19 protein-coding genes and 1 pseudogene are annotated in these 22,951 nt (G+C 36.9%); 3 read left to right on the top strand and 17 right to left on the bottom strand.

What is annotated here, in order from left to right; all coding sequences use genetic code 11:
* Positions 1-1,280: 1,280 nt before the first annotated feature.
* From ACZ9AO_RS22715 to ACZ9AO_RS22695, 5 genes are all read right to left on the bottom strand, one after another.
* On the bottom strand, positions 1,281-1,988 hold the full coding sequence (locus tag ACZ9AO_RS22715; RefSeq protein WP_476110596.1) for an SH3 domain-containing protein: 708 nt from the start codon (positions 1,986-1,988) through the stop codon (positions 1,281-1,283).
* A 743-nt stretch (positions 1,989-2,731) separates the two neighbouring features.
* Complete coding sequence (locus ACZ9AO_RS22710; RefSeq protein ID WP_476110595.1) at positions 2,732-4,063, bottom strand: peptide MFS transporter; 1,332 nt, start codon at positions 4,061-4,063, stop codon at positions 2,732-2,734.
* A gap of 389 nt (positions 4,064-4,452) precedes the next feature.
* Positions 4,453-5,088: a response regulator gene (locus tag ACZ9AO_RS22705; RefSeq protein WP_251542837.1), complete on the bottom strand. Its 636-nt coding sequence runs from the start codon at positions 5,086-5,088 to the stop codon at positions 4,453-4,455.
* Complete coding sequence (locus ACZ9AO_RS22700; protein ID WP_476110593.1) at positions 5,085-6,389, bottom strand: sensor histidine kinase; 1,305 nt, start codon at positions 6,387-6,389, stop codon at positions 5,085-5,087. The genes ACZ9AO_RS22705 and ACZ9AO_RS22700 overlap by 4 nt, the downstream gene beginning before the upstream one ends.
* A gap of 444 nt (positions 6,390-6,833) precedes the next feature.
* Positions 6,834-7,208: a DUF1878 family protein gene (locus tag ACZ9AO_RS22695; protein ID WP_476110591.1), complete on the bottom strand. Its 375-nt coding sequence runs from the start codon at positions 7,206-7,208 to the stop codon at positions 6,834-6,836.
* Between the two features lie 1,964 nt (positions 7,209-9,172).
* On the opposite strand from ACZ9AO_RS22695, the gene ACZ9AO_RS22690 reads away from it, so the two are divergent.
* Positions 9,173-9,319, top strand: coding sequence for a BH0509 family protein (locus ACZ9AO_RS22690; protein WP_251542831.1), 147 nt, complete (start codon positions 9,173-9,175; stop codon positions 9,317-9,319).
* A 64-nt stretch (positions 9,320-9,383) separates the two neighbouring features.
* Here the strand turns inward: ACZ9AO_RS22690 and ACZ9AO_RS22685 are convergent, their stop codons facing one another.
* The 10 genes and pseudogenes from ACZ9AO_RS22685 to ACZ9AO_RS22640 form a co-directional block, all read right to left on the bottom strand.
* A complete protein-coding gene (locus tag ACZ9AO_RS22685; protein ID WP_375541207.1) occupies positions 9,384-9,512 on the bottom strand; it encodes a DUF927 domain-containing protein in 129 nt (42 codons plus the stop codon).
* Between the two features lie 1,271 nt (positions 9,513-10,783).
* On the bottom strand, positions 10,784-11,683 hold the full coding sequence (locus ACZ9AO_RS22680) for an aldo/keto reductase (protein WP_476110588.1): 900 nt from the start codon (positions 11,681-11,683) through the stop codon (positions 10,784-10,786).
* A 175-nt stretch (positions 11,684-11,858) separates the two neighbouring features.
* Positions 11,859-12,575 (bottom strand): SDR family oxidoreductase, encoded by a 717-nt coding sequence (locus ACZ9AO_RS22675; protein WP_251542830.1) that lies wholly within the window; start codon positions 12,573-12,575, stop codon positions 11,859-11,861.
* A 91-nt stretch (positions 12,576-12,666) separates the two neighbouring features.
* Positions 12,667-13,178 (bottom strand): annotated as a pseudogene (locus ACZ9AO_RS22670) (type 1 glutamine amidotransferase domain-containing protein).
* Positions 13,179-13,319: 141 nt separating this feature from the next.
* Positions 13,320-13,625 (bottom strand): iron-sulfur cluster assembly accessory protein, encoded by a 306-nt coding sequence (locus ACZ9AO_RS22665; protein ID WP_144553897.1) that lies wholly within the window; start codon positions 13,623-13,625, stop codon positions 13,320-13,322.
* 141 nt (positions 13,626-13,766) lie between these two features.
* Entirely contained in the window at positions 13,767-14,789 is a 1,023-nt protein-coding gene (locus ACZ9AO_RS22660; protein WP_476110585.1) for an LLM class flavin-dependent oxidoreductase, read from the bottom strand.
* Positions 14,790-14,826: 37 nt separating this feature from the next.
* Entirely contained in the window at positions 14,827-15,792 is a 966-nt protein-coding gene (locus tag ACZ9AO_RS22655; protein ID WP_251542828.1) for a TIGR03571 family LLM class oxidoreductase, read from the bottom strand.
* An 11-nt stretch (positions 15,793-15,803) separates the two neighbouring features.
* Positions 15,804-16,151, bottom strand: a complete 348-nt coding sequence (locus tag ACZ9AO_RS22650; RefSeq protein WP_476110660.1) for an ArsR/SmtB family transcription factor — start codon at positions 16,149-16,151, stop codon at positions 15,804-15,806.
* A gap of 234 nt (positions 16,152-16,385) precedes the next feature.
* A complete protein-coding gene (locus ACZ9AO_RS22645; RefSeq protein WP_098575183.1) occupies positions 16,386-16,670 on the bottom strand; it encodes a putative quinol monooxygenase in 285 nt (94 codons plus the stop codon).
* A 1,027-nt stretch (positions 16,671-17,697) separates the two neighbouring features.
* Positions 17,698-18,678, bottom strand: coding sequence for an SDR family oxidoreductase (locus tag ACZ9AO_RS22640; RefSeq protein ID WP_476110582.1), 981 nt, complete (start codon positions 18,676-18,678; stop codon positions 17,698-17,700).
* Between the two features lie 358 nt (positions 18,679-19,036).
* Here ACZ9AO_RS22640 and ACZ9AO_RS22635 point away from each other — a divergent pair, with 358 nt between their 5' ends.
* Positions 19,037-19,234, top strand: coding sequence for an SDR family NAD(P)-dependent oxidoreductase (locus ACZ9AO_RS22635; RefSeq protein ID WP_476110580.1), 198 nt, complete (start codon positions 19,037-19,039; stop codon positions 19,232-19,234).
* Between the two features lie 714 nt (positions 19,235-19,948).
* On the opposite strand, the gene ACZ9AO_RS22630 is transcribed toward ACZ9AO_RS22635, so the two are convergent.
* Both ACZ9AO_RS22630 and ACZ9AO_RS22625 read right to left on the bottom strand, forming a co-directional pair.
* Complete coding sequence (locus tag ACZ9AO_RS22630) at positions 19,949-20,101, bottom strand: hypothetical protein (protein ID WP_476110579.1); 153 nt, start codon at positions 20,099-20,101, stop codon at positions 19,949-19,951.
* 524 nt (positions 20,102-20,625) lie between these two features.
* Positions 20,626-21,174, bottom strand: coding sequence for a hypothetical protein (locus ACZ9AO_RS22625; protein WP_476110578.1), 549 nt, complete (start codon positions 21,172-21,174; stop codon positions 20,626-20,628).
* Positions 21,175-21,371: 197 nt separating this feature from the next.
* Here ACZ9AO_RS22625 and ACZ9AO_RS22620 point away from each other — a divergent pair, with 197 nt between their 5' ends.
* Complete coding sequence (locus ACZ9AO_RS22620) at positions 21,372-22,181, top strand: hypothetical protein (protein WP_476110577.1); 810 nt, start codon at positions 21,372-21,374, stop codon at positions 22,179-22,181.
* Positions 22,182-22,951 lie beyond the last annotated feature (770 nt).

Genomic DNA, 22,951 nt, shown 5'->3' with positions numbered 1-22,951 from the left:
TTAGTGGGTTCCCCGTATAGCGTATCGCTTAAGCGTTTCGATGTCGGATTGAAAGAAGGTGTGTAAATTCCCACATTTTAATAATGGTTATTCATTTCGCTCTAAGTTTTAGACATACTTTCGAGCATTGATTTTGCATTTCCATTTCCTTTGAACAGGATGCTCATTCATTCCGAAGTAAATCCTCTTGCATATCGGACTTCCCTTTCTATTTAAAGATGAAGAATCTGTGGACTTATTTTGATGTTATATCGCACACCGATACGAAACAAAAAAAAGAACCGATAAGCCCCTTTCTTGAGGAACACTATTGAGGCCATGGATCTTGCTGGAGCTGGGAAACCGTTGTTTTAAGCTGAGCCATATCCTTGTCAGTGGATTGTTCATTTCAAGCGTAGCTGCGAGTTGTTCATTGGTTAGAACATTTAAAATCTCATTTATTTGTTTGGAATTATGGGTTAAGTTGTCTTTATACCGGGTATCGCTATCTCTGTTTCATCGGTTCCTTCTAATCTATCTTTTTGTACATAAGATCTTTAGCTGTACCCTCCAGGGACTTGCCCTTATCGCGTATCGTATAACGCTATGTGCGCTTCGATGTCAGATTGAATAAAGATAGGCAACCACCATCTAAAAAACTCATATCCGTTTCGTTCTAAGTTTTGTCCATACTTTTGAACAGTGGGTGTGCATCCCCACTTTTTCTGCCACTTCCTTAGAAAAGAATACAAAGAATACTCGTTCATTCGGATGTATATCATGTTTGCATTAAACGTCACTTTTCTATTAAACATAAAGATTCGAATTCATCTGCAAGTTATATCGCCCAGCGATACGCAACACACAAAAAAGAGCCGATCAATCCCTGTCTGGAGCACCTCTATTAAGGATGACTTTTGTTTTTGAATGCATGTTTTCAACCCCCTCAGCTCCCTTTTTATCAAACATGCCTTTATTTCTTGCTTCAAATTGTGCATTTTGTTTTAGATGCATATCGCTTAAACAAATCTCCAATGAATTTCAATTGAGCCTTCGCTTGCCTTTGGTAGAATGTCCAATACATTGGAATCGCCAAGCTCTTACATAACAGGTGCCAAACCTGTTATGTTGAAATATTCTTTCTTCATTCTGTTTTTCAGCTACGCGAATCATATATGGCACTATGAATTTTTTTAAAGTTTTTTGAATTTGCATTACAATGCTTTTCTCAATCTATCAAGTGTTTCTTCATCAATAACAAATCAATACAGAGCTAGGCAAAAAAACTTAACAGTCATCCCTTATTTTCTGAATATGGAGAAAAGTCCCCGCCATTTTTCGGAACGTTTTTGTATAGCCTCTTCTAAACGTTTATTAAATTCATTTTGTGAACTCCATTCTTTTTTCTGTTCGTCCCGCATATTTTGTATTTCTTTTTGTAAGAGTTCACTTTTTTGTTTTTCTTGTTCCAGCAATGTTTCGTAATGGGTATTTTGTTGTTCAGTTAATTGTTCAATTTTAGTATTAGTTCTTTGCGCTGAATTTCCAATACTAGAACTTATAACATGATGATCTTGCTGGAGCCGGGAAACCTTTGTTTTAAGCTGTGACATATCGTTAGTCAGTTGGACATTCATTTCACGTGTGGCTGCGAGTTCATTGACTAAAAACATTAAGACCTCGTTTAATTGATTGGGGTCGTGGGGTGAATTTTCATATGTATCGGGTATCGCTATGTGTGTTTCATTGGATCCTTCTAATCTTTCTTTTTGTTGGTACACAAGGTCTTTAGCTGTATCGTCTAGGGGCTTGTCCGTATCGCGTAGCGCTATAAGCGCACCGATGTCAGATTTAACAAAGATACGCCGATCTCCATCTTTCAAAAACTCATATCCATTCCGCTCTAAGATTTGACCATACTTTCGAACAGTGGGAGTTGCAATCCCCACTTCTTCTGCCACTTCCTTGGAAGAGAAAGCTTGTTCATTCAGTTGTATATCGCGTCGCATATCGGACCTCTTTTCTATAACTAGTTGTATCTGTAGTCTACCCGACCTTAAATTTTCTGTCTAGATAAGTATAGCCTATCCAGAAGTCGTTAGGGATTGCGATAAGATTCCCTTTTCCTTTCTTCTGTTTCCATATAGGATTAGATCACCTATTCACTTATCTTCCTTCTCTTGCATAGCCTCCATCTCCCCTTATAATTGAGGATGTTACATCAGGTTGGGCCTGGCGCCTGGTCCCGTGCCTTTGGAAATCTGGCCAGCCTTATCCTCAAGATTCCCCCTTTTTTGTTGCAAGTTACCACTCGTACAAATTTCATATAATCACTTAAGTGGAGTGGAATTACAGCCTAATTCATAGGCTCTTTTACATAACCAGCTCTGAGTGCTTTTCTACTAAAAGTGGCTGGTCGATTATTGAAACCAAGTCCATTAATCCACCTAAGTGTTTATTATTGTTTCTCATCTAATATAGCTTTGACTTGTTCTATAAGAACTTCCCATTGATTTGCTTTGGTTTACTTATGTTCCATACCATTCAAATTGATGAAAGACTCGTGAAAAAGCTGAAACACAATAAGATTAAGCAAACAGAAATAAAACTTGAAAGAATCGTTCCTTTCTTGTTTGGTCGTTGTGGAGCTCCTCTTACACCAGTTTGGACCGATTCTATTATTTTTTCACACTATAAAAAGCTCGACCCAAATGGCACATTATATGCCTTTTGGGTCGAGCTCCATTTCTCATTATTTCATCAGCTTTGCTACTGGCTTCGAAAGAAACAATAATACAATACCTAAACCAATTGTTACAAAACCAATCACACTGAAGATTTCCAGGTAACCTAAAGACTGCGTATATGCAGCTAATTGTCCGGCTACCATATTGGCCACCGCGGAACTTGCCAGCCATACTCCCATTAGAAGAGAGGCTAGCTTGATTGGAGCAATTTTGCTCACCATTGATAAACCGACTGGTGAAATCATTAGTTCGGCTAATGTATGAAGGAAATACGTTACAATCATGAACAGGATGTTCACTTTCAGGGCTGTATCGTTTCCTGTGTACATAACGGCAGGAAGCAGTACTAAGAAACCTAAACCAACAGTGACTAAACCAAGAGCCATCTTCGTTGGGGTTTTTAAGTCACCGCGTTTTGAGCTGCCAAGCTTGTACCATAAAGCAGACATAATTGGCGCTAAAATCACGATGAATAATGGGTTCAATGATTGGAACCAGGCAGTTGGAACCTCAAAGCCAAATACATTCCGATCAATTTGGTCATTAGCATACAATGTCAATGAACTTCCTGCCTGCTCGAAAGCGGCCCAGAAAGCAATGACGAAGACTGCCAAAATCACGATAGCCGTTGTACGTTTTTGTTCTCTTTTCGTTAACGGTGCAGCTGATTTTTTACCAGCTGTAACTTCCGGTTTGCCAGTAGGTTCTTTACCTATATCACCTAAATAGCGATTGCCTAATAAGTTGAAAACTAACTGTCCTACAATCATGCCGATTGCTGCTGTCAAGAACCCATATTTATAGCTCATAAGCCCGACTACTAATGGTGCGAAGAAAGCCCCAACGTTAATACCCATATAGAAGATGGTAAAAGCCCCATCACGACGCGGATCATTGTCTTCATAAAGATCACCAACAATTGTCGAGATGTTTGGCTTGAAGAAACCATTACCGATAATCAATAAACCAAGACCAATGTAAAGCGCTGTCAAACTCTGACTTGCGAATAGCGAAAAGTTACCAAGCGCCATTAAAATACCGCCAATCGTGATCGCCAATCTTCTGCCCATGAAACGGTCAGTCAAGTATCCGCCAATCATTGGCGTAATATAAACGGCACCAGTAAAGAATCCGTATATGCCCATAGCCGCAGATTTGTCGACTCCAAGCCCGCCGTTTACAACCGTTGCTGTTAAGTAAAGAACAAGAATTGCCCTCATTCCGTAATAGCTGAAGCGCTCCCATGCCTCAGTAGCGAACAGCATATACAGTCCTGGAGGATGCTTTTTCCTGGACTGTTTTGGCTGCTGAACTTCTTCTTTTAATAGTGCTTGCATAATAAAGTCCTCCTCAATATGGTTAACCACCAATCGTTACATTCACAAAATAATTGCATGGTCTTTATTTTAATAGACAATTGATTGGTACAATGATGGCCACTCATGCCATCCAACTCATCATCAGTAAGCGTTTACATTTTTAATCTTCACTCTGGTGCAAAAAGAATCTGATAGCAAAATCTACATGAGCATTAACTTATAAAGACATTCAATGAAGGTATTAATATTTTAAAGAATCTTAAGTGTTGTAAAATAATTTTATATTATCAGAAAATATAAAAATACAGAAAAAAAAGAAAAAAAGTCTTGTTGCATTAACGGTCTGTGCAGTAACGGAGCCCCCCCCCCCATCATAATAAAAAACTGCCTTGTATTAAGGCAGTTTCTTAGTCAACAATCCATTGATATAAATTTTTGGGTCTTCCTATTTTTTGATAACTCACAATAGTTTCCACTTTTCCTTCATCAAGTAAATGCATAATATAGCGATAAACGGTCGGATAAGCCAATCCAACTTCTTTAGAAATTGTATCAACAGAAAAAGGTTCGCGATTAGAATGTAGAAAATCACTAACGTGACGAAGTGTTCTCTTACTAATTCCCTTTGTTACAAATACATCCTTTTCTTCACTGGATTTTTGCTGCGGAGCTGATTGGGTTAATTTTGCTAGGCGGGCATGCAGTTGAATTCTTGAAATCAAATCAGGCGCTTTTACAGGCTTTAAGGCAAAATCCGTTGCGCCTGCTTCAAGAAAGCGATCAGCAATTTCCTGTCGTTCATCGACTGTTAATACAAGAATCGGAACATCGGCATTAAGTTTACGAAGCTCACCCACTGTTTTTATTCCGTCCATTTCCGGCATATGATAATCAACTAAAACAACATCTGCTCCTTTTTCTGCAAACACATTTACCCCTTCTTTTCCGTTGTTAGCCGTATCTACATTCCAGCCGGCAAATTCACAAATTTCACTTAGCATATATTGAATTGATGTATCATCATCTATGACTAAAATGTTCATCTTGACACACTCCCCTCAGCTAGTTTAATCCAAAATATTGTCCCGTGCCCAAGCTTGCTATCAATTTCCACCGTTGCACCATGTCCTTCAGCAACTTGTCGTACGAAAGCTAATCCCATGCCTGGATGCGATTTTGTACTGAACCCAGCTTTCCATATTTTCTCCTGCTCTTTAGGTGAAATCCCTTTCCCGTTATCTGATACGCCCAACCAAAGTTCATTTTCATAGGTTTTTACCTTAAGCAAAATCTTTCCATCTTCTATTCCATTCACTGCATCATAAGCATTGTCAATTAAATTCACTAATGCCCTTGTCATTCGGATTTTATTAATGAAAATTTTAATTTCAGGATCTGTTTGAAAGTCTACCTTCAGATTAAGATTTGTCCCGCTCAGTCTGCTTGCTTCGACATATTCAACTAAATCTTTTATACGGCACCAATGTTTTTTATCATCATATAAAATCTCGGAAATCATGTCGCTAACGGAAAGAATCGATGCTGAAATCCTTTGGCAATATTCTTTAATTTTAGAATCGTCCACTTTCATACTAATTAAAGAATTTAGCCCCTCAATTGTTGTAAGAGGCGTTTTTAAATCATGGACCAGATAAAGTGCTTCCCGTCCTGATCTTGACTGCATTGCTTCTAACTGCGCATAATGAAGCTCTTGCTTTATCCGCCACTTTTGTTCAGCCAATGAAAAATACACAGCTAAAATAACAGCATTAATAACGAAAATTAAACACAAAGTTAAACTGTACAATGTTAAAGATTGCTCGAATCCAATTTGAACCGCTATATCTGTTAATTCCTTTGAAATCGACCCTTGGCCAAATCCATATTGGGATAAAGAAGGAATCTCATTCAGCCATTCAATCCCAAAGATTAATTGAGAACAAATAATCGTTTTAATAATTGGCTTTAGCCTATCCTTTTCAAAGGCTTGCAATAATAAGATGGCTAACAACAATAACAAAGCATATGCGCTAAATGAGTATGTTAAAGAATAATAAGCATTTATCACGATATAATCGAGAGGAATAACAATAAGAGGAATGATGATTTTTAACCATGGACGGTTTAAACGAGCAGCGATTTCGTCACCCAACAGCAGTGCACCAATATAATGAAACAAAGCTAAAACTGTATTTAAAGACACTAGCAAAAAAACCGCAAGCATTAACTGATTTCCTGTTTCTTCACCTTCTCTTAATGAAATAAGCAAATCAGTAAGACCAATTTCGTCAGGACCCAACCACGATAGTAAGAATACCCCGAATAAAATCACTCCAATTTTCATCCATATTGTCCAAGACTTCATAAGACTAGCTATCATAATCATTTCACCTTTGATAGATTATTTGCTTATAGAATAGAATGATAACCATTCTTTCAATTCGTATTGATTTAAATGTATATATACCCTTCCATAACCTCATTATACGCAATTCATCATTATTATGAAAATTATAAAAAAATGGGTACGTGGATGAACTACCCTATAGACAAAAAATTAATTATTATCCTTATAGAGTTATTTAACTACACTGCATTTTTTTCCATAGAAAAAAACACCTCCACATTGATTGGCTGATATTCAATACCTACTTTTCAACGAAAAGTGTTTTTACTTTTCTCATTTTTCAGGTCAGTGCAATTGTAAAAAAAGGGGTTATCTCGCTTTTGCATATTTAGTTAGTTTGCCGAAATAATATTATATACTTATGCTTTTTGAGATTATACTTTATTGTTCCAAAAGGTAATTACATAAATCAACTTGAAAATATTGATTTCTCAAGGATTTAATTAGATAAATAGGGTTCACATCAATATTTACATGTAACAATGCCTTTTCAAAGGTATCCATGGACACTGAAGGATTATCTCCTAATAATGATGCAATGGCTGCTTCATATTTACCCTTTTTGTAAGTACCTTCTTTTTTATCTTCTAAAGCATGAAGTATATCAAAAATCACCTTTGAATCCTTTTCACTCAGATCATTATTCAAAATGAAATGAAAAAAAGTATATTGTTCAGGATTTTTATCCAAAGCAATTGTAAGTAATAACTTTTGATGATATTTCATCTTTTTAAATTCAACTATTAACTCATCCATTAAATTCAACTCCTACTATTATAATACCCAAAGTGCAATTTCAACTTCTCTAACTCTAATAATTTTCATTGTGGTCAAACTCCTTTTAACAAAGAGGTTAGGGTAAGTGTTTCCGCACTTCTAACTTTATACTAATATATTTAGTAAATCCTCCCGTCCCAAAAGTGAAACGATATAATTTACATTTCATAATTCCCTTATTTTTCAGCGATGCTTCCCTAGTAGAAATCGTGTATTCCCTATACCGGTTTAAGAATCGTGATCATAAAATGGGCAACTTTTAACACCAAAAACAAAGGGTTCTTTACATACGATTAAGATTGATGAAACCCTGTTAACATGTCATAGAAGCACCGAATAGTTGATACCCAGCTTAAACGGCTTCCGAAAAAAGCAGGAATGAAAAAGAGCATTACTCCAAACTTATTTAGGCATACCTACCACTTCCCTATTGATTGAAGCTGTAGTAGGAATTAAAAAATCAACAACGATTAGGAAATAACGAATTCATATATAAAGAAAAGGCCTCCCACAGTAAACTCTGAGAGGCCTTCAACTTTAAAGATATTCACATATTTGGTGTGAGCATTCATGACTGAATCTCCCGTTAAACCCCTATATTAAGGGATTTAAGCGATGATTACATCATGCCCGCCCATTCAATAATAGGAAGTAACAAGGTAAAAATATCAACACTTTTGGTCAAAGCCACCTAAACTAACTTCACTTAGTGTCATGATATTTCAATGTCAGGTGAGCAAATAGGTGAGCATTTTCAATTAAATTCTTATAAATAACTAGTATGAAGAACCTGAAAAAGCCCCCCTATTACAAGAGGAAGCATAAACCTAATCCTAAATTATATCGGAAGGAAAAAAGATTATCATGAAAATGAAAAAATCCTTAAATCGAATTCAAACTGCATTATTAAAGAAACACATAAATGAGTTTTAAGAAAAAGATGGCATTTTAACTGAGGCTTCCACTTTAGAAGGAACAGAAGATATGATTTTCTATGTCTATAAATTTGAATCTCCCTGTAAAACAGTGAAAGGTGCAATTTTATTATAAAAATTGAGAGGAAATTTTATAAATTAAATTTCAAAAGATTCTTAATGGGTGTCTTGTTTTATTCCTTGTATTGAATGTTTCAGCTTGTGGGAGTGATGGTGTAAAAGGAAATGGTAAAACAACTGAATTGAGTCTAGAGGAAGCTGAAAAGTTTTGAAACAGGCTTTTTATATGTAAGGCCACCATTTGAGAGTAGAAAAGAAGAAGAAGGTTTCATTACTAAGGAAATTGAACGTGAAGCTAAAGCAAAAAACATTGATTTAAATATTTATCATGCTAAAGAAGATACTTGAAAAATTGGCCTAAAACAAAGTTCGTTAACATTTGCTTCAAGATGGTGAAGTAAAAAAGAAACTAGGTTTTATCGATCTCTCAGAAGATGATATTCAGATAGTAAGCCCGAGATGTGTTTTCAGGCAGTATTGGCTGCATTACCTGGAATTGGTTCTTTGACATAAGGTCCTGTGGGAGATTATATAGTAAATGAGAAGACAGCTAATAAAGAAGAATGGCGCCATCACTAGTGAACCAATAACTTACAGACAAAAATAGTTTTTTTGATGTGTAAACTACAAGTGAAATTTAGCTTTTCCTTATTTAAAAGTGAAAACCAAAAATCATCAGAGTTATTTCCCACAAAAGGAAGTAACCCCCTTTTCTGGAAACTCGGGCTTGATATTTTAACAAAACTCAGGCTTGGGAATTCGACCTTGCCTCTTTAACTGCTTCAAAGTAAATAGATAAATAACATTTCTATATTATTTCCTTAAAAATCATCTATATTTGATATTTGTTTAATCTCACATTGAGATATATAATAAAAACAAGAAAAAAGAAAGCGTTTTCAATTTTTGAATACTTCGTTACTTCTCATACTATAAGGAGGATTTAAGATGAGCCAAGTAGAAAGAAATTCCAAAGTGCAGAAATTAATTGAGCAACAAAAATTCAATGAGAAAGACATTTCCAAGATGACAGATTCACAGATTGAATATTATCACTGGCTCTATTTTGATGACTCTATTTATGATTATATGTAACTCAAATATAAAATGATAAAAAGCGGGAAAAACATTGATAATTCATAGTTTCCCGCTTTTACTTTTATTCTTTAGGACTCCCCCATACCGATGCACAGAGTAGAAGTAAACCACTTTTACCACTGCTGGACTCTCCTGATATATCTACAACTATGGACTTCATATCAAACTCATGCAAAAATAACCGAAGCAAAAGAAGCTTGTAAAGGGAAAACTGCCTTTGGGTGATCCTTCACTAAGTTAAAAACATTTTCAATCAACTTTTAACAGACCCTTTTACTCCACTTGGAGTATTCCAGGAGTTGATGTTCTCTGCCATCTCCAGAACAATTCATTGAAATTGACATAGAAAAAAAAGGCCTCCCACAGTAAACTGTGGGAGGCCTTCAACTTTAAAGATATTCACATGTTAGGTGAGCACTCATGACTGAATCCTCGTTAAACCCCTCTAGGGATTTAGCGAATGATTACATCATGCCCCCCATTCATTTTCATATAAAGAAATAGAGTATTAAAAAAGGCTTTAAATCAACATTTTTAAAAAGTTCAACTTAAATACTTTAAATATGATATAAAATATCGGAGGACAAAAGGGAGGACACCAGAGGACAAATTAGATGTAATAATGTATAAAGCCCTTCTCGACTGAGTGGGGCTTTTTCCTCTTTAGCAGACAATCATCCTTTAAATAAAGCTACCCGTTAGCCATCCATGCCACAGTGTGGCACCACAGAGGATGGACGATCTACCGTTCTCCCATTATTGTGTACCAAATCATTGACGAATCTAAGGAAGGTTTGAATGGCTTGGTGGAAATGGGTTGATAAGTACGACTTAAGCAGTTTTACAATATGGAAATAGATGATTAAAGAAAATGAGAGGCAAAAAAGAGACTTAATAATCAGCTTAACTTACATAGTTTCATAACAGGGGTTAAAAAACAGTTGTGCTACTTTAATTACTCGCCTGCTTTTCTTTGGCTAGAATTATGTATATTCAAAGAATAACAACAATAATTGAAAGGTATAAGTTACTAAAAAATCCACTCTAATTCCTTCAAATTCATATCCTTTTTTAAATAGATCAATTATCTCCATTACATTCCTTTCTCCCTCTTTTTGATCATATACTTATGTAAGTAGGGTGTAATGAAGCTGTTAAAAAAATTTCTTCCCCACTCATTTTAACTGTTTCAGGCTCATCGAATTCCAAGTGAACTCCAGCAGTAAAATCACCACTATTAAAGAGAGCTACATCCCAACCAGAGTAATAGAAGTAAGATAATCCCACTATTCCGCTACTTGGTGAAGGGAGGGCTCATAGTTAAAAAGCAATTGGCTCCATGTGCTCGCTTTCCGCGGGCGAGCCGGGAGCTCCCTCGGCGCTGCATCTGGAGTAAATCTTCCCAATACCTCTGTTGACATACACATTCAATCCCTTCTCTCTTGTCTATCCTCAAAATTTCTATAAAATGTCTAAAGGCATTTTTCTAGTCGGTTGCGGAAATACTTCATCAAGTCTATTTAAATCCTCTTTTGTTAATTCAATAATAGCAGCTTCCGCATTTGCTAGTACATGTTCTTCTTGTACAGCTTTTGGAATAGCTAGACAATTGTTAGACCGGGTTGTCCAAGCGAGAGCGATTTGTAAGGGTTGTATAGCGTATTTTTCTGCAATCTCTAAAATGCTTGGATCCGTTAACAGTTGTCTTCTTAAAGAACCTCCTTGAGCTAGCGGGCTATATGCCATAATAGGCATGTGATGTTCTCGCTGCCATGGTAAGAGATCATACTCTATACCCCTTGAACCAAGATGATATAATACTTGATTAATCATACAATTTTTTCCGTTAGTGGTGTTCCATAACTCTTTCATATCATCGGAATCAAAATTGGAGACTCCCCACCTTACTATTTTTCCTTCCTTGCGTAACTTTTCCATTCCTTCAATGGTTTCTGCTAATGGCACACGTCCTCGCCAGTGTAAAAGGTACAAATCAAGATGATCGGTTCCCAGCCTTTTTAGACTGTTTTCACACGCTTTGGCAATCATATCTAATCCTGCATGATGAGGATACACCTTTGATACTAAAAAGACGTCATCTCTTCGTCCTTTAATTGCTTCACCTACTAAGCGTTCAGAATCGCCATCACCATACATTTCCGCCGTATCTATTAGTTTCATGCCTAATTCAATTCCGAGTTGTAAAGCTTTGATTTCCCTTTCTCTCATTTGAGGATTTTCTCCCATGTACCAAGTTCCTTGTCCTATTCTTGGCAGAGAAGTTCCATCAGGCAATGTAACTACACGACTTTCAAGGGAATTTTTTATTTTTGTTAATTTATTTTCGTCCTGTACACTCATTAAAAATCGACACTTCCTTTTGTTTCTTTTTATGTACCTAATAACAAAAAAGGCGGCAATACTCTTTTGCAGTATTGCCACCAGTAAATTACTTAATTCTTAACTTATTTCTATTTTAGTTAGAACCCGCTGCTTGGTAGGGTGATAAGCTTCCGTTCAACATCCATTTAGGCCATTATACTAAGTGGGCTCCACCATCAATAAGAACAGCCGTACCAGTAGTAAAACCATTTTTAGCAAGGTATACATAGGTTTCAGCTATGTCTTCCGGATTTGCAATCCGTCCAACAGGGAGCTGTTGTGCAATGCCGTCGAACAGTGCTTGCCTCTGATCATCTGGCATTCCAGCATAGATTGGAGTGTCTACAATTCCAGGTGAAACCACGTTTACCCTAATAGGGGCTAAGTCTACGGAAAGTCCTCGAACCAATCCTTCAATGGCTGAATTGATTGCTGCTAACGTAGTAGCGCCTTGAGGAGGACGAACGCCATATACACCAGAGGTTAAGGTGATTGAGCTCTCATTGTTTAAATATGGAAGTGCTGAACGGACTGTAATATATTGCCCCCAGAACTTACTATCAAACGCCTCTTTAGCACTTGCCACAGGCAATTCACTAAAGTGCCCCATTGCTCCTTCTCCTGCTGTTACCACAAGGTGGTCAAATTTTCCAACCTTGCTGAAAAATTCTGCTACTTTTTCTTCGCTTCGAAAATCGATTTCATTTCCTTCTACATAGCCACCAAGAACTTGTTTTGCTTCATTTAATTTGGAAACAGAACGGCTGGCAATGATCACTTGAGCTGATTGATCGAGAAACGCTTTGGCAGTTGCTAAACCAATACCAGAAGTACCCCCTAAAACAACTACTCGTTTACCATTTAATGACATAGTAAAAACCCTTCCTTCTTAAAACCTTTTTTTATTGAAATTCATTGTGAAATATTAATTCCTAAAACGATACTATTGAGTACTTACGCTATTATTCAGCTAATAATTTTAAGGATTCACGATTAAAGGCAGGAATGTCATTCGGAAAACGGCTTGTTACAATATTTTTGCTTACCACAACTTCTTCATCTTTGTAGTTAGCACCTGCATTTTTGAGATCGTTCCTTATTGATTTAAAACCTGTTATGTCCACGCCTTTTAATAGGTCTGTATCAATTAATACTTGAGGGCCATGGCAAATGGCAAAAACAGGTTTACCTTCTTGTATAAATGCTTTTGCGAATTCACCAAAACCTGTCGTCTTCACGTAATAAATCAGGAGAGAACTCGCTAGGGATGAGTAAAGCATCAAAGTCTTGAGGATTAACTTCCCCAATTCCTTTATCTATTTTTACTGCTTCACCTTTTTTACCAGTAATATCTTTTCCAGCCTGTATGTCAATTATGATCCTTGATGACCGCATCTTTAAATGCTTGTGCTGGTTCTGTGAATTCTACATCTTCAAATAAGTCTGTTATTAATGAAGCGATTTTTTTGCTCATTATGATAAGCCCCCTTAAAATTGTATAAGCATCGTTGGTATTATTCTCATTTTACACAATAAATACAAGTAATCTACCGTGCTTAGTATACTGCTAGATATATGAGGGTATAAAAACATTTAGTATCGCTCTGTCACGTGTTTAATGATGGTGATGCCCTTTAGAAGAATTCGTGATGTCAAATCCTGCTTGTGCTTGAGGCACATAGAAATACCTGATCCAAACCCCATCTAAAAACGGTTCCCTTTTATCAAGCAAAACATCAATGCCTTTGTCTGTTTTCACAATTTCATCATGGTCCGTGGGCGTATCAAGTTTTACTTCATAATGGGCATGGTCCCCATGGTCCAATGTAACGTAGACACGAACCATTTTCCCTTCAGCCTCTTCACTTTCCAACATTTGTTTCAGCACTTTAGCAGCATTTCGGTTAATTTTGCAGTTCATATCATTGTCTCCTATTCTAACAACTTTTAACTTTTTAATTAAGGAATCCTGTAAACAAGCTCATAACATGATCTCACGGTTTCATCCATATTCAATGCCTTAGGAAAAATCAAAAAGGATTCCTTGCTGATGTCCTCCTTTTTACCTTTCACTTTTTGTAATTTCTGCCAGAAGCTCGTATGAATGCAGGCGAGCTTTGTGGTCGTAAACTTGGGCAATGGCCATGATTTCATCAGCCTGGCTCTCCTCCAAAAATATATGCAGCTTGTCCTTTACCGTCTGCTGGCTGCCAATGATTGATGAGCCTAATTGCTGCTCGAGAGCCTTTAATTGGTAGCTGCTGGCCACTTCGGATATGTCATCTACCGGTGGTTGAAGCGGTTTAAGGTTGCCACTCATCAGATTCAAAAATTGCTGCTGTATTGTTGTAAAAAGGCGCTTTGCCTCTTTATCCGTTTCTGCTGTAATGATATTCAATGCCAACATCGCATACGGCTTATCGAGAACATTCGAAGGCTTAAACGCCTTGCGATAGATCTGTAGAGCACCCAGAGTGTTAAGTGGCGAGAAATGGGCGGCAAACGCGAATGGCAAACCCAGTTCTCCGGCCAGCTTTGCACTGAAGCCGCTTGAACCCAGCAGCCAGATTGGAATATTCAAACCTTCACCTGGAATGGCTTTTATAGGGTTCCCTTGTGCCAGGGATGGATCAAAGTAACCGCGGAGTTCCGCTAATTGCTCAGGAAAGTCATCTCCGGTACTTCCCAAGTCGCGTCTCAATGCACGAGCGGTCCCCTGATCTGTACCGGGTGCCCGCCCCAGACCAAGGTCAATTCGCCCAGGATATAATGATTCAAGAGTGCCAAACTGCTCAGCGATGACGAGCGGTGCATGATTCGGCAGCATGATTCCTCCTGAACCAATCTTGATTTTTGATGTACCGGCTGCCACATGGGACATCACCACAGAAGTGGCGGAACTGGCGATAAACGGCATATTATGATGTTCAGCGAGCCAAAAACGGTTGTAACCAAGTTTTTCAGCAAGCTGTGCGAGTTCCAATGTATTGCGGAAAGAGTCAGCAGGAGTACTTCCGGCTGTTATCGGTGAAAGATCAAGCACCGAGAATGGAATTTCGTTTAGTTTATTAGCATGTTTAGACATAAGTTCATCTTCTTCCCTTATCTAATTTTTTTAAAAACTAATCTAATACTGGAATTTCATGAGTCGGAAAGTAAGGCAACACAAACTCTCCAAGCTCCTGGATGACTTCCTCGGGAGGGCGCTTTGAAAAATACAATACAAATGCCAGGTGATTGACACCAATGGATTGAAATTGATATAGAATTTCTAATAACTGTTTGCGCCCTACACGAAATCCTAACGGAATCGGAACAGGAAGCGAATCGGGATTTTCCGATAAATCGATAAATAAAGTCTGAGTGAAAGGTTTAAACACTCCTGGGGCGTGAATTTCCGACAACTCGCGATACTCGTTAATCAATTGAGTTTGTTGTGGGATAATCCTCGGGTACTGGATCCAGCCGTCCCCATTCTGGGCGATCCATTCAATCGATTGATTGCTGAATCCTGTCACCATGGTTGGAATCGAAGAAAAAGGTTTGGGGATCATTCTCATATCCGTTCCATCGATGATGCCTAAATCGCTGTTGATTGTCGGATTGTCCTCCTTTAACAGCATTTCAAGGAATGCATAATTCTTTTTAAACAGCCCTCCACTTTCGAGCTTGGATATTCCCAAAGCTGTGAAATCTTTATCCCGGTCTCCTGAAGCCACTCCCATGATCAGGCGTTCGGGAAACAACCGGTCAATAGATGATGCTTCCTTTGCCACTCGGACAGGATGGCGCAGCGGGAGGACCACACTCGCCGTCCCAAGTGCAATATCCTTGGTATGGGCCGCAAGATAGGTCAAATAAATCCATACATCATACATTTGACCATTATCATCAATATTCAAATTCTGAATCATAACGTCCCGAAGCCACAATGCCGCGAAACCATGGTCTTCAATTTTGCGGGCAAGCGACAGCTGATTTTCCATAATCGGATATTTGGACATCCTTGCCGTCGGAATCGTGAAACCAAGCGTCATTTTATCCTTTTGGTACAACCTGTTAAATGCTCGATGCTGTAATAAACTCACTTCAATTCTCCTTAAATTTTTGTACCAATGTATTTTTCGAACTTTTTAATCGTCTCCTCATTACGGCGATAATACGTCCATTGGCCGATTCGCTTCATTTCAACCAGTCTGCTTTGCAGCAGAATCGATAAATACTGTGAAGTAGTGGATTGCGAAATCCCGGCCATGCTTCGGATATCCCCTACGCAAACCCCGCCTTTAAATCCTTCATCAGCAATAATATGGGCTTGCGGTGAAAAATGACTGTCGGGATCTTTTAACATTTGAAGAATGCTCACCCTCGTCTGGTTCGACAATGCCTTAAAAATTTCAACGGCTTGTTCATCATTTAAGCGTTCCAATTCCTGCTTCAATGTCATTTGCCTCTTTCTATATCGATTATCACTATCCCAATGGAAGCTGGATAGATGATCTGAAAGCATCACGCCAAATCGGTAATTAGCGATATTAATATAATAGCCATCTTGTCCGTCCAAATCAAAAGATTTGTTTCGAAGGAGATACGGCGAAAAGCTCCCATCTTAAAAAAGACGACTAAAAAACCTGCATATAACAGGTTTTTCCGACGGTTCCGCCACTCCATCTTTGTGAACTTATTCCATTATTTTCAGCTTATACACTTCTCTAGTTGATACAAGGTCTGCAATATTGTTCCTGTATTCCTGATAATGAGCCGACTGAATATGGTGTTCCAGCGCTTCCTCATCCTTCCACACTTCATATAAAACAAAAGTTTGGTCTTCAGATTGGTGTAAGTCATACTTTATACAACCCGCCTCTTCCCTTGATGCCGCTTGTACCTTTTTGAGTTCTGATAATAGTTGCCCCTGCAGGCCTTCTTTTGGTTTTAATACAGCAGTAATTACAATATGCTCCATTTTCATCCCCCTTAATAATGAGTAGTTTGTCTTTCTTTTAAAAGTTGGTGGCAGTGGAGTTTATGTCCCTCCCAGCATCGTGTAAAAAATATACCCTTTTTAATCTCTTATCCGCTTCAGTTATGTAAGCTTTTAATTTTTTCTCTTAACTTTTTTAGTTAGGCTTAAATTAGTAAAGGACTTGATACACATTGATAAAACCTCATAAGCAGCAAACCAATCTGTGCCTTAATAAATTATAAAAATAAGGACATACCAGGGGCTTCAGATTCTGGGGCTTCAAAACCTAATTTCTTATAAAAATCTTGTTTTCCTTTTGCGCTAAATAATTTAACCCACTTAATATCTTCTTCCTCATATTTTTTGTAATGATTTCATTACTTTTTTTCCAATGCCTTGTTTTTTGGTATTCGGCATCGACCATCACATCACAAATTAAAGTTTGATAAATCCCATCTGATATAATCATGCCAAATCCTATTAAATTTTTATTATGATAAATAGAAATGGATTACCAGCTGTTACAAAATGCGGTATATAGCTGGTCATATGAATACAAGCCTTTAGCATTCCATCCTGTTGTTTAATGTAATCTTATAAAGTCTTCCTTGGGGATTCAATTCACTAAATTCAACTTCCATATAGTTCTCCCCTCTTGGACTATATCTCTGGTGCTCCTCATTACAATGTATCCAATTATCTTTCCAACCCATAAACTTAATACCAATTCGTTTCCTAAAAACTATACTCTACTTATCAATATACAAAAAAAATATTTATATACACTTGAAACTTGCATTTTTTACTATCACCTCGAAAAAATGCAAGTTTCAAGTGTTATTATTTAGATTATTGGATAATTCAGCTCGTAACTTGGGTAGCAATAGTATGGTGGTCTAAGTGCAATTTTAGACATTGGCCAGGAATCCTCCATATAGACCATCTTTACTTTTTCATTTGATTGGTTTACTAGCAATAGCTTTACTTCTGGATTAAATTCATATCTCAAAATGGTAACCCCCTTCCATTAGGAATGTGTGGATTCTCCCCCATCAACATGAAGAACTTGACCAGTAACAAAACGAGAATCATCAGAAGCAAGATAGACAAAGGTTGGTGCGAGTTCAAATGGATGGGCAACTCGTTCCATTGGATTAAATGCTCCATATACAGCGACTTGGTCTGACGAGAAACTTGCTGAAATAAGCGGGGTCCAAATTCGGCCGGGGGCGACGGCATTGACACGGATCCCTTGTTTCACGACATTTTTAGCCAAGGCACGTGTCCAACCAACTATTGCGCCTTTTGTGGCCGTATAATCAATCATTTGCTGCTCACCTACATACGTCACCACTGAAGATGTGCCAATGATTGAGCTGCCCGGTTTTAAATGAGGAAGCGCTGCTCTTGTTGTGTAAAAATGAGAGTATATATTAACTTTGAAGGTGTCATCGAATTGCTCATCTGTAATGTCAAGCAGACTTAGTTGTTGGAATTGGATACCAACGTGGTTACAAAGAATATCGAGACGTCCAAACGTATTTACTGTTTGTTCTACAATGGAGACACACTGTTGTTTGTCCCGCAAGTCACCAGGCATTAGAAAACAACGTTGTCCGAGTTGTTCAATCCTCGTTTTTGTTCTATTTGCATCCTCATGTTCATCTAAGTATGAAATAGCAACATCTGCGCCTTCTTTAGCAAACGCAATTGCTACTGCTGCACCAATACCACTGTCACCACCTGTAATAAGTGCTACTTTTCCTGATAACTTTCCACTCCCTTTATAGTTCGGATTTTCGATAATTGGAAGGGGTACCATTAATTTTTCCACTCCGGGATGTCGCAGCTGGCGCTGTTCAGGTAAACTTATCGGAATTTCTTCGTAACGTGTGATTTTCCCATAGTTAGGGTACATGGGATAAGGTTGAGTTTTCATGTTCGCTTTAAACATTTGTTGCATTTGCTTTATTTGGTCTAATTGACGACTTTGATCCTTTTGATCCATGGAAACCTCCTATAGAAATAATTTTCTTCTATAGAATGTATATGTAGTTCACTACAAATAAAGTAAAAAAGTGTGAAAAAATTTGTTTACTTTCAACACAGAAGCGTATTCTTCTTCAAAAGAGACACCTTTTTTTCTTTATTGAACTGACCTTTAGGGGCCACCAGATAGTTAATTGTTCAGTGGTTGCTCGAAATCGTGATCCGCCTCGCTTAAAAATGGATTTTTCCCTACTCTGCCCCTTTTTTTCTGCGTCCGAAAACCCCCTAGCTTACTTTTTTGGCAAAGTATAAAAGTGATGATTAGACAGAATACTGTATTAGTCAGTGGTCTAATAACATTTCGGAGGAAAAATGCAATGAATACAAAAGAGTTAAGAAATATCCATGCCCTCGTAACAGGTGCTTCAAGCGGCCTAGGATTTTCCATGGCGGAGGCGTTGCTTCACGCTGGAGCCACGGTGGCGTTAGCTTCTAGAGTTGGAATTAAATTGGATCAAGCAGTAGAGAAGTTAAAGAGCGAGGGTTATCCTGCTGTTGGACAATCGTTTTTTTAGCCTCGGCTGCTGCAGAGGGAATCACAGGTGAAAGAATAGTTGCCACCGATTTTCAAGACTGGCTTCTCAAAAGAAAATAAGTTTTTAATCACAAGGACGGATTCTTTCCTCTTTGAAGAAGTAGAGCTGTCCCTGTGATTATTTAGGTGGATTTGGCAACCGAAAATTACTTTTATGAATGTAAAAAAGACCAAAAATATGCAATAATACATTATACATATTCATAGGTATGTTGCTAAGTCTAGAATCTTCGTTGGTAAATGCCATAGTCTCCTCTTTATAAAAATCTGCTGCCACTAAATTCAAGACGCAGGAACAATTCCCATATTCCCTGCTTTTTCCGCATTTTTCACAAACTCATAACCATCTTTAGATTGCCTTCGAACCCTGCTTTCCCAAAGTTGATTCCTCCCCTCGAGATGTTTTTTACTACTGAGTGGTGCAAAAACAATAACTTCATAAACGCCACCCCTTTTATTGTAAGTTGATATGTATAACATAAGATGATTATATATAGCGGAATTTATTTACTATATTTTGTCCTAAAGTAAATACGTTTCCCCTTTAAAGGATTTGCTCCCCCCTTACCCCCTGAACCCGGTGATGTCAATCGTTTAAAGGCCTCAGTACTTCCTGCTTCATAATATGTTTCAACTGTTTACTCAACAATCTGGACCTTTAATGGAATAACACGACTGACATTTTTAACCAACTTTATTTTAATTTAAACAACTTTAATGTGACTTGTTTCTCAGATAGCTTTGCGCTCTCACTTGCACTCTTTGATGAAAATGCAGAAAAAAGAGCTGATAAAGCAGCAATAACTAAAGACAAAATTTGAATTGTAGTTTCCACAGTTTCACTCAAACCTTTCTGTCCTCCTAAAAACATGAATATATTAATATATAGCCAATCCCACTCACCTTAAGGAAAAACACCCCCTTTTCAGTGAGAACATTTTTAAAATTAATCTAAAACGTATAAAAATTGATGGCGCTCATGACACTTCACGTATATTCGAGAACATCCAATTTTTTCTCCCAATCACAAACTTTAATGGAATATTCACTTTTATAATTATCATTTCTAAATGGCGATCCAATAAAAAGGTTTCAAGAACTTCAAGATGATTCCATTGATTAAAACATTAAGTAATGGCTTTTCCTAAACGCTTTTTGGGTAGAACATAATCGTTTTGTTCATAAAACCTTGCAGAAAAAGGGTCCAGTATGGCCTGCTTAGTCAAGTTTTGTTACTTCAATTAAACTTTATTATAATGCTATAGTTAACTCTGCAAAAAAATGGACGATTGTCTTTCATCTGGATCCCACTTCATTTGGCAACTGTTCTCCCAGTTGTAGTAAAAACGTTTTTCCATTAATGAGTTTTTGTTATTTAAAGAACCATAAAGTTTGCTTTGTCTTATCCTCATCTGGGCAAACGACCCAATCTACAATGCAGTTGGTGTACAGACTTTCATTTATAAAACTTTGTGTTTCATACTCATGGAATTGATAAGACCAATTAGATACCAAGAACTCTCCACGGGCAACATTTTTTACATGCCTACTTAATTCTTCTATATCAAGCTCTTTATTGATGAATAAAGTTTTCAAGCCAGACTCATGTACTATCCAGTTTCTAGACTTCCTTGCTTTACTTAAAATTTTCATTTCACTTTTAGATGCTATAATCTCTTTCTTCTGGTTGGATAATTTGTTAATTGTTTTTCCCAAAAGCATACTATGTAAATCGTCTACATAAGATATATACTCAGTACTCATAAATTCATATTTTCTTTTCTCTAAAGCTAAGGTCGCTTCGAACCACGAAATAATGTCATTACATGTTGCTTCAAATTTCTGGCATATCAAAATTGCTCTCCCAATAATTCCTGAATTCCTATCAATCTGATTTAAAGTATTTGGTGTTAACCACATTCTTGACACCCCTTTTATTAAAATTTTACTTATTAATGCATGACTTTACACTCAAACAAATTTTTCCTTATTTTGAGGTGTTTCTTCTATCAATCGCATGTAGGCTCTTTAATAGTCGCCCAAAATCGGATAATTTTTCCCCTACATAAAAATTTTTATGGTAAATTATACATAGTTAATGAACCGGAGGAGAAAGTATGATTTCAAGAAGCGAAACGCACAATAGCCATAGTCAAAATAATAATGAAGCAAATGAAAATAAAGGCCTTTTGATTAAGAACCTTGGATTTGATATCGCAGTAATAGTAGCTCCTTTAACAGCAATAGCTTACTTAATTTGTTATGTTTACATGTTGGGTAAATTTTCGTATTATCAAATACCTTTAGAGCTAATAAATATTGAATTAAAAAGTTTTATTAATATTTTAATGTATTTAATGATATCTTTATTTTTGCTAAGCATAATAGGTATAAAAATAATAAATTTCATATATCTCATATTTCAAAATATTTTTTTGCGGATTGTAACTTTTATTTCTATATTAATTACACTTTATCATATGTTTAAAAAATTATTTATTGATAAATCAATGGTTTATTATGAGTATTCAATTTTATTTATGATTCTCAGTGCTATTTTTGCTTTCGGCTTTTACATAATACTTAGAAATATGTATGAAAACTCAGAACTAACCTTCAAAGAAAACTGGACCGGTTTTTCTTCATGCTGTTTCGCTCTTTTGTTAATGATTTTGAGTGGAGTTTTTTCATATGGAAATATGAATCCTCTTTACAAAGATGAATATTTAGTTATTGAGCACAAAAATAAACCTCTTTATGTTGTCATTGACACTTATAAAGATCAATTTATTATTGCACCTTTTTCCAAAAAGAAAAATGAAATCTTACCCCAATTCAAACTTATCGAAATGAAATCGGATATTAATGATAAATTAATTTTTAAAAAGGCTAAAACAGGTAAATTGAAAGTTAATGAAAAACAATAGTAAATTATTCACATTTACCAAAATAATAATATCGAAGGTCAAGAGCATTATTGTTTAATAAATGAATAGGCACCAGACGTTCTTTTAGCCTATAATTCCCATTTAAAAGAACGATTAGTACAGCAATATAAATAATTATTGCTATTAAATCAGTGTAAGTATATGGCTTGCTTATGTAACTATCTGAGTAAAACCTTGTTAGGATTATTACAGTAAATAGAACAAACTGGATTCCAAAATATTTAATAAGATACAATTAGCATAAGCTCCTTCTCAATTTCTCATTGTGTTTCACCATTATTGTAGCTGTAAGAAACAACTTTGGGGAACAATAAATTTTGAGAGAGCTTCTTTAACTAACCTGCCCCTGACTATCGAAGTAAAGTACCTGTTAGAGTAAGAAATGTTCAATACTCAACTATATTTAACCATTGACCATCAGGACAAATGGTTATGTGAGGGATTTTATTTAATTTACTTAATTCGACGTCCTTCTAAATATTCCCTCTTATTGCACTAACCTGCCCCGTTAGCCATCCATGAAGCGCAAAAATCAGCGCTTCACCACAGAGAATGAAAATGGTTCAGAACGGTCAATACTGATTCTACGGCTGGGAGAGGAAGGTCGATGAACTATGGTGCGTTAGAGCCCATCCGTTAGTCTGACTCCAACGGCCAAGGTGCACCACTGACTGTCGCTCCCTTACGGGAAGCACACATGGTAGATTAATCCTATTCTGGTTTTTGCACCAGCCTCCAATTGTATTGAG

The organism is Peribacillus sp. TE19612, from assembly GCF_056279465.1.
Note: the sequence above shows the minus strand (reverse complement) of the source record. Positions and strands in the feature narration are given on the sequence as shown.

Coding starts and splice junctions, on each gene's coding strand:
- ACZ9AO_RS22715 (WP_476110596.1), bottom strand. CDS start 1,988: ATGCGACGCGATATACAACTGAATGAACAAGCTTTCTCTTCCAAGGAA.
- ACZ9AO_RS22710 (WP_476110595.1), bottom strand. CDS start 4,063: ATGCAAGCACTATTAAAAGAAGAAGTTCAGCAGCCAAAACAGTCCAGG.
- ACZ9AO_RS22705 (WP_251542837.1), bottom strand. CDS start 5,088: ATGAACATTTTAGTCATAGATGATGATACATCAATTCAATATATGCTA.
- ACZ9AO_RS22700 (WP_476110593.1), bottom strand. CDS start 6,389: ATGAAAATTGGAGTGATTTTATTCGGGGTATTCTTACTATCGTGGTTG.
- ACZ9AO_RS22695 (WP_476110591.1), bottom strand. CDS start 7,208: ATGGATGAGTTAATAGTTGAATTTAAAAAGATGAAATATCATCAAAAG.
- ACZ9AO_RS22690 (WP_251542831.1), top strand. CDS start 9,173: ATGAGCCAAGTAGAAAGAAATTCCAAAGTGCAGAAATTAATTGAGCAA.
- ACZ9AO_RS22680 (WP_476110588.1), bottom strand. CDS start 11,683: ATGAGTGTACAGGACGAAAATAAATTAACAAAAATAAAAAATTCCCTT.
- ACZ9AO_RS22675 (WP_251542830.1), bottom strand. CDS start 12,575: ATGTCATTAAATGGTAAACGAGTAGTTGTTTTAGGGGGTACTTCTGGT.
- ACZ9AO_RS22665 (WP_144553897.1), bottom strand. CDS start 13,625: ATGAACTGCAAAATTAACCGAAATGCTGCTAAAGTGCTGAAACAAATG.
- ACZ9AO_RS22660 (WP_476110585.1), bottom strand. CDS start 14,789: ATGTCTAAACATGCTAATAAACTAAACGAAATTCCATTCTCGGTGCTT.
- ACZ9AO_RS22650 (WP_476110660.1), bottom strand. CDS start 16,151: ATGACATTGAAGCAGGAATTGGAACGCTTAAATGATGAACAAGCCGTT.
- ACZ9AO_RS22645 (WP_098575183.1), bottom strand. CDS start 16,670: ATGGAGCATATTGTAATTACTGCTGTATTAAAACCAAAAGAAGGCCTG.
- ACZ9AO_RS22640 (WP_476110582.1), bottom strand. CDS start 18,678: ATGGATCAAAAGGATCAAAGTCGTCAATTAGACCAAATAAAGCAAATG.
- ACZ9AO_RS22635 (WP_476110580.1), top strand. CDS start 19,037: ATGAATACAAAAGAGTTAAGAAATATCCATGCCCTCGTAACAGGTGCT.
- ACZ9AO_RS22625 (WP_476110578.1), bottom strand. CDS start 21,174: ATGTGGTTAACACCAAATACTTTAAATCAGATTGATAGGAATTCAGGA.
- ACZ9AO_RS22620 (WP_476110577.1), top strand. CDS start 21,372: ATGATTTCAAGAAGCGAAACGCACAATAGCCATAGTCAAAATAATAAT.